This window comes from Mucilaginibacter sp. P4_E8 (assembly GCF_056401495.1).
In genome coordinates, this window is the sequence record NZ_JBFUJG010000199.1 from 1 (window position 1) to 7,072 (window position 7,072).

Annotated in this window: 8 protein-coding genes; 2 read left to right on the forward strand and 6 right to left on the reverse strand. The window is 41.9% G+C overall.

Going from position 1 to position 7,072, the window contains the following annotated elements; all coding sequences use genetic code 11:
• Positions 1-118 precede the first annotated feature (118 nt).
• From AC1DRQ_RS28475 to AC1DRQ_RS28495, 5 genes are all read right to left on the reverse strand, one after another.
• Positions 119-1,969, reverse strand: a complete 1,851-nt coding sequence (locus tag AC1DRQ_RS28475) for a DNA topoisomerase 3 (RefSeq protein WP_477429051.1) — start codon at positions 1,967-1,969, stop codon at positions 119-121.
• A gap of 281 nt (positions 1,970-2,250) precedes the next feature.
• A complete protein-coding gene (locus AC1DRQ_RS28480) occupies positions 2,251-2,481 on the reverse strand; it encodes a DUF4287 domain-containing protein (protein WP_429395644.1) in 231 nt (76 codons plus the stop codon).
• 32 nt (positions 2,482-2,513) lie between these two features.
• The gene (locus AC1DRQ_RS28485; RefSeq protein ID WP_477429053.1) at positions 2,514-3,395 is read right to left on the reverse strand and encodes an alpha/beta fold hydrolase; all 882 of its coding nucleotides are present in this window, start codon (positions 3,393-3,395) and stop codon (positions 2,514-2,516) included.
• A gap of 178 nt (positions 3,396-3,573) precedes the next feature.
• Positions 3,574-4,371 carry a DUF5995 family protein gene (locus AC1DRQ_RS28490; RefSeq protein ID WP_477429055.1) on the reverse strand — a complete coding sequence of 266 codons (798 nt, stop codon included), beginning with the start codon at positions 4,369-4,371 and terminating at the stop codon, positions 3,574-3,576.
• 135 nt (positions 4,372-4,506) lie between these two features.
• Positions 4,507-5,130, reverse strand: a complete 624-nt coding sequence (locus AC1DRQ_RS28495) for a MarR family winged helix-turn-helix transcriptional regulator (RefSeq protein WP_477429057.1) — start codon at positions 5,128-5,130, stop codon at positions 4,507-4,509.
• Positions 5,131-5,308: 178 nt separating this feature from the next.
• Between AC1DRQ_RS28495 and AC1DRQ_RS28500 the strand changes: the two genes are divergently transcribed.
• Positions 5,309-5,785 carry a hypothetical protein gene (locus AC1DRQ_RS28500; protein WP_477429059.1) on the forward strand — a complete coding sequence of 159 codons (477 nt, stop codon included), beginning with the start codon at positions 5,309-5,311 and terminating at the stop codon, positions 5,783-5,785.
• A gap of 142 nt (positions 5,786-5,927) precedes the next feature.
• Positions 5,928-6,599 carry an NAD(P)-dependent oxidoreductase gene (locus AC1DRQ_RS28505; RefSeq protein ID WP_477429061.1) on the forward strand — a complete coding sequence of 224 codons (672 nt, stop codon included), beginning with the start codon at positions 5,928-5,930 and terminating at the stop codon, positions 6,597-6,599.
• Positions 6,600-6,626: 27 nt separating this feature from the next.
• Here the strand turns inward: AC1DRQ_RS28505 and AC1DRQ_RS28510 are convergent, their stop codons facing one another.
• Entirely contained in the window at positions 6,627-6,902 is a 276-nt protein-coding gene (locus AC1DRQ_RS28510; protein ID WP_477429063.1) for a hypothetical protein, read from the reverse strand.
• Positions 6,903-7,072 lie beyond the last annotated feature (170 nt).

Consider the following 7,072-nt stretch of genomic DNA (forward strand, 5'->3'; position numbering starts at 1 on the left):
CTTATAGATAAGGCAAGTATAAAAAAAATTTTTATAGGTAAATAGGTCAGAATAATCTTTTCCCGTAAATTGTGCTAAAAATGACAGTTTTATACACATTATGAGTCATTTTACCCACTTATTGCTGAGTACTCGCAGCCTCTTTTCGTTTAGTCATCAATCCCTTGCCTGCCAGTAATAGTTCCTGGGTAATGTTCCGGGTATAGGTTTTGATCTCCTGTTGAAAATCATTTACCGAAGCGCCGGAGCGGATCTCTTCCAGGCGTTTTTCCCAGTTACCGGTAAGCTCAGCCTGCGCTATTTTCTGATCTTTTACCACATGATATACATTGAGGCCGGTTTCGGTAGGTACCAGGTTCTTTTTCTCCCTGATGATGTAATCCCTTTTTATCAATGTTTCAATAATGGATGCCCGGGTGGCGGGTGTCCCGAGACCACTGTCTTTCATGGCGTAACGCAGTTCCTCGTCCTCTATCTCCTTACCGGCTGTTTCAAGTGCTTTTAGTAAAGAGGCCTCGTTGTAAAGTGGCTTGGGTTTGGTTTGTTTTTCGAGCAGGTTTTTTTCAACTATGGGTAAACGCTCATCTTTTTGCACTTTAGGCAGGCTTGCATTTTCCTCGTCCTTCTTTTCTTCATCGGGCTCATTCAATACAGCCCGCCAGCCAGCCGAACTGATTACCGTACCGCTGGCCGTAAATATAGCGCCCGATTGTACCGTAATTTTGGTGATCTCCTTGATACATTCCTGGTGAAAAGCTTCCAGCATGCGCGCGGCAACCAGGTCATAAACCGCCTGCAGATCTTTTGATAGCTGGCCCGGTGTTTCGCCGGTTGGGAGTATGGCATGGTGATCGGTCACCTTTTTTGCGTTTACGCTGCGTTTGTTCAGCGTTACAGTGGTAAGATAGGTAGCCTGTTTGCCAAATTCAGGGTGATCTTTAAACTTATCAATCAGTGCAGGCACTCCAGCAAATACGTCATCGCCAATATAACGGCTGCCGGTACGCGGGTAGGTTACCAGCTTATTTTCGTAAAGGGTTTGCAGCAGGGTAAGCGTTTGGTCGGCAGTAAATCCTTTGCGTTTATTGGCTTCCTGTTGCAGGCTGCTCAGGTCATGCAGCAGGGGTGGTGGTTCTTTACGGGGCTTGGCCTCCACACTAACAATATGCCCACCATTGGGAAACCCGGTGGGTACATCTTCTACTTTATCAACAACGGTTTGTGCTTCCTCTTTGGTCTTAAAACTATCAGCAGATATCGCCCTAAAAACCTGCCCATCTTTATCAACCTGGATACTCACCTGGTAAAATAACTGGGGTACAAAGTTCTTGTTTTCGAGGTAGCGGGAGCAGATCATGGCCAGCGTTGGGGTTTGCACCCTGCCTAAGGAAAGTACCGACCGGGTTCCTGACGAAATGCTGAGTGCCTGTGTGGCGTTCATCCCAACGAGCCAGTCGGATTGCGAGCGACAGTGGGCCGAATTGAACAGCGTGTCATAATCACTGCCTGGTTTCAGGTTTCGGAAACCTTCCTTAATGGCCTCGTCTGTTTGGGATGAGATCCAAAGCCGTTTAAAGGGCTTTTTACATTTAAGATAATAATATATATAGCGAAAGATGAGCTCGCCTTCGCGCCCGGCATCGGTAGCAACAATGATCTCGGTGGCTTCATCAAATAAGGCCTTAATAGTGTCAAGCTGTTTCCTTACAGAAGGATCCTCTACAATACCATCTTTGGTTTTAACCTTGCGGATGCTGAGCTTGAATTTGGGCGGCAGCATGGGCAGGTTTTGAATGTTCCAGCCATAAAAGCCATATTCCTGCGGTGCAGCCAGTTGCAAAAGGTGACCAAACGCCCAGGTAAAAGTATATCCCTTGCCTTCAATGTACCCGTCTTTTTTGGTAGTAGCGCCAAATACTTTGGCTATCTCCCTTGCAACGGATGGTTTTTCGGCAATAATAACTTTCATGTACAGCGTTCTTCAAAAAAAATATAAGGGGCGAAAGGTAGATAAACCAAGTGGACGCTGCAATGATTGTTGAAAAATGGATTTTTGGGATAGAAGGACTATGGGACGATATGACTGTAAGACTATGGGACAAATGGAGCAAAAACAGGAAGAATAAAGATGAAAGGAAAAGAGTAAAAAATGTCTTATGTCTTATCGTCCCATCGTCCCATACTCTGCTCGTCTTATAGTCCATAGTCTTATCGTCTCATAGCCCTATAGTCCCACCGTTCCATAGTCCTCTACTCGCTATCTTCATTTTTTATGCCCTTTAGTAAGGCAAAAATAGCCATGGCGTGCCCGTGCCCAAGGTCAAAATCGTCCTTAAGCCATTTTACTATATCGCCGGCTTTGGTGCTTGATTTGAGTTCGCCGTTTTGGGTAAAGCCCTTTTCTTCGGCCAGTTTTCTGAAGTCTTGCGGACCTTTGCCTGTTTTTGATTTGATGGTGGTAAGATATCCCTGGAATGACATGTCGATATATTTTAGATAGTTATTATTTGATTTTAGAAAGGCATATTGTTTTGCTTTTTAGCACCTGTAAGGAACTCATCTACCATGGCTGTAAACAACTCTGGAATCTTACTGCCGGTATCCTTAAAGTTTATCTCGCCAAAAAATTCACCGTGACCGCCCGGCAATATGGCCAGCCTGCCATGAGGTAATAAACGACTCATTTCTACCGCGTGTTCCGGGCGTACAACATCCTGATCGCTCACTACAATTAGCGTAGGCGCTTTAATAGATTGGATATCTTCTGCTTTCCAGTCTTTAAAGTTCTGCATCCTGCTAAGATCTTTATCATGCATGTTTTGCAGTTTGGCCTGGTCGTTGGTAATACTTAAAAAAGTATCCTTATATATCTGCGGCATATCTTTGAAAGTGGCTTTAGCCATAAAATCCCAGAACCATGGATACATCCCATCCCTTTTATATATAGCCGAAATGGCGATCAGATTGTTTACCCGATCAGGGTGCCTTATGCCTATTTGCAAAGCTGTGCTGCCACCATTGCTAAAACCCAAAATATCAGCTTTGGGTATGTTCAGTTGTTTTAGCAACTCAGCCACGTCATCAGCATCCTGCTCAAAAGTTTCTGGCGCGTCCCTGTCGCCGGTATGGCCGTGCGCCTGCAGCTCAACAGCAATAACCTGGTGGGTTTTGGCCAGCATGGGCAATATCTTACCAAAGGTGGTATTAATGGTGGAGCCGCCGCCATGTATAAGTACCAATGGTTTTCCGGAACCATGAACTTCGTAATACATTTTAATGCCATTTATATTGACATATTGGCCCAGCTCTTTGGTTTGTGCCTGTATATTATTAGCTGTCATCATTGCCATTATGATTAGTGGTATTTGAACCAGCGTGTTATTTGTGTTTTTCATAACTGTAAATTTTATATCCAAAGTTACTGTCGCCTGCCTATTTGTTAAATGGGCGTATCCGACATTTAACGGGGCACTTTGCGACAAATCAAAACTTTTATATGCTTTGTGCACTATTTGGATATATCATCGGATCAGATTGTTACGACCAAAAAACTATTTAAATGTAAATTTATGGTTAAATAGGGCTGGGTGTAGCTGTAGCCGGGTTCACAACTATCTTTTCCTTTTGATAATCATGCAGGGCTTTTATAATTTTTGATGGGCTTTTCCACTCAAAAACATGGATGAGCCAGAGTGTAACGCGCATAATACCAGTGGCATGTGCAAGACCCTGTGCAAGCTGCGTAATGGTTTTATCGCGGGCCGTTATGCAATCGGTATAGGCGGCGTTCTGTTTTTCTAGCAGATCTTCGGCAAAACACCAGGCACCATCGCGGGCATTGCTTATACTGAACTGGATAAGTATGGAGTAATTGGAAGAATGCAGGCCCAGTAACGATAACAGGGGCGATACCCGGGTGATCTCATTTATTACCTCGTAAGTTAACGCTGAGATAATAGTGTTAATGGAATCAAAATCTTTCTGAACACCATCCATATTGCCGTTAGATACCTCAACGGCGGCTATACCCAGATCAAGGTTAATGTGCGCGTTCATGCCCAGCAGCAGTTGCTGTAAAACCAKGGTTGATGAACTTTCGGTCATTTCAAAAGCTATGCGCCATGATGCACTGAGGGGTTGCTTGCTTTTCCAGGCCGCATAAGCGTCGAGGTAGCGATTGGCGAATACTACGTCGAATTTTTCCATGCGCGGCCCATTTTCAAACTGCCCTTTGGCAATACCATCGCGTACGCTTGCAGTTACCTTGTAGTATAAAGCAGCAAAATATCCCATGCGACTATTGGTAGCAATGCTTTCTGTAATTATGGTTTGCAGGGAATCAATAACCTGGTTAATAGTGGTGGCTGACATTTTTTAATGGCTTAGGTAAATAGACGGTGCTATAAATTTAGATAAAATATAGTGCTTTTTATTGAATAACCAAAAGGACAGATCTCATCCACCAGTAAAWATGAAGCTTAATCAGACAGATATACCTGGATGCTGCTACATCATTTCCCTGAATATTTCTTCGAAAGTTTTATTCTTTTGCTTTTGGAACATGCCATCAAAGCGCTCATTAATGGGGGTAAGTAGCTGGATGCACAATTGTTTATCCTCATCAGTGAGGCCATGCATCATCATCGCGGCAACTTTAAGAACCCTGTCCTTTGCTACTTTAATAGTTTCTTCGCCTTTTACGGTCAGCTTTAGTCTTTTAACGCGCTTATCCTCTTTATCTGGATATTCATTGATCAATCCTCTTTTTTTTAACCTGATGAGCATATTGGTACCGCTTGATAATTCTATGATGTTGTTATAGATCGCTTCTGACTTTATGGGATTGATCTGGTTAAAAATGGTTACCAGTATACCAAATTCTTCAATCTGATCAAGCCCGGTACCTTCCAGTGCTTTATTGGAATAAACCATGTGATATTTCCCTATCCTTCTAAGCAGTATCATGAGCCTCCCGTTTATATCGGGAAGCAATTGCCATTCCTGAGCAATCCGCTTTTCGTCTTTTACAGGTAATGACAGGTGATGACGACAGAAATCTTCTATAGTACCATTTGGGTGCTGATCTTCATAAAGTCCCCATAGCTTAACCAATTCTACTGTTTTGTTCAATGTAATTACTCCCTTTTGGTAGCAAATCTAAATAAATAACAAGAATATTTGTTATTTACTACCAAAAGGTATAAGTTTGCATGTAAATACAACCAAAAGGTATAGTTTATAATTAATGTTGTATTTGATTTTTTGTACATCGTTATCATTCAAATTGTTATAAATAAAATTACTAAACATGAACACACTAACTTTTCTTCAAGGTCTGTTAACGCTGCATGTTACAGGGCTTATTTTGATGGCAGGTACCACCATTGTTGATTACTCAGCATTTAAAACTTTTTGGGAGTTAATTGACAAGGGACAGGAGCGGTCGACGGGGTTGTTAGAGGCTACATCAAAATTTTCCAGGCTGGCGGGTATTGGCGCTGCCTTGCTCATACTCACAGGCATTGGGATGATGGCATTAACACATGGCGTTTTTGGCGAGCAATTATGGTTCAGGATAAAGTTTGGCCTGGTCATTATTTTAATTCTGAACAGTTTGCTTGTGGGGAGAAGACAGGGATTAAAGCTCAGAAAAATTATGACTACAAACGGCTCAGATACTACCGGGCAAGTTGATAGTTTGAGGGCCAGTTTAAACTGGTTTTATCTTAGTCAGCTGATCATCTTTTTCGTAGTGATCTTTTTAAGCGTTTTTAAATTTAATTAGCCAATCATGAAAGGCATCATCAGGATATTGCTTGAAGCACGCATTTTTCTGAAAATGCCGGTGGGGGTTCACCTATCTGTCATGTGTTTATTAATAAAGCTTTCAAAAAAAGAATCAAAGTATTTTAAAGTAAGATCATCAAATGGAATTTCAACAAAAATCACAGGTATATAGGTTATTAGTAATAGGAGCAAATGGGGGTATAGGTAGGCAATGCATTGAAATGGCGCTAAAAGCCGGGCACAAGGTTACCGCTGTATTACGTAATCCGGCCAACCTAACCCTTGCACATCATAACCTGGAAGTTGTGCAGGGAGATATCATGCAGCCCGAAACATTTGAAAAATACCTGCCTAACACGGATGCTGTAATATCAGCAATAGGGGTAAAGGGAGGTTTACTGAGCGACAAGCCCACAACGCTATATTCCCAGGGTAACGTTAATCTTTTAGCAGCCATGAGTAAGATGGGGGTAAGCCGCGTTTTCTTTATTTCTGCATCTGCTATTGAAATAAGCCCGGTACTTCCTTTTTTTATAAGGTTGGTGGCCAAATATATTGTTCAAAATTTGTTGCGGAACATGTATGACGATCTGCGAAAAATGGAAAAATTGGTAAAGGAAAGTGATAGTACCTGGACCATTATGCGCCCGCCGCAGCTTACCGACAAGCCTGCGACCGGTAATTACCGTTTTGCCATCAATAGCTTCCTGAAAAATTGTTTGAGCATTTCACGAGCAGATGTTGGTCACTTTATTATTAATAACATCAGCAACGAGGCGACTTACCAAACAACGATTGAGATAGGTTATTAAAATTATTGATCAGATAAGCGTATTGGATTAATGAGCAACGCGAGGACTGGTAGTGTTCATTAACTTAAAACTACAGTTCCACGAACCATTCCTCACCTCAAATAACAACTCCGTATCTCTTTCCGGAAAATGCAGCTTTACACAGGCCGTGATCTCCTGTTTGGCTTTAGTGTATGCTAAACGGTAATCCTCGTTAGTTTCCGGCAAATTAATGATAATGTGATCTTTAAACACGTTAAGTTCCCAATAGGCGGAACAATGGTCCCGGATAAGATTTAATATATTTTCCTGAACTATTTCCATCTTAATTCTTATCTAAATGATCAAATATTATCGATTGACAATTATTAGTAGAATAGACCGGCACGTAAGAAGATGTATTGGAAAAACGGAAATTTACCCCTGTATAGGACTTATAATTAGTATAACAGAGATATAGCTACAAGTTGTAACCAAACTATATGGCATTGTGT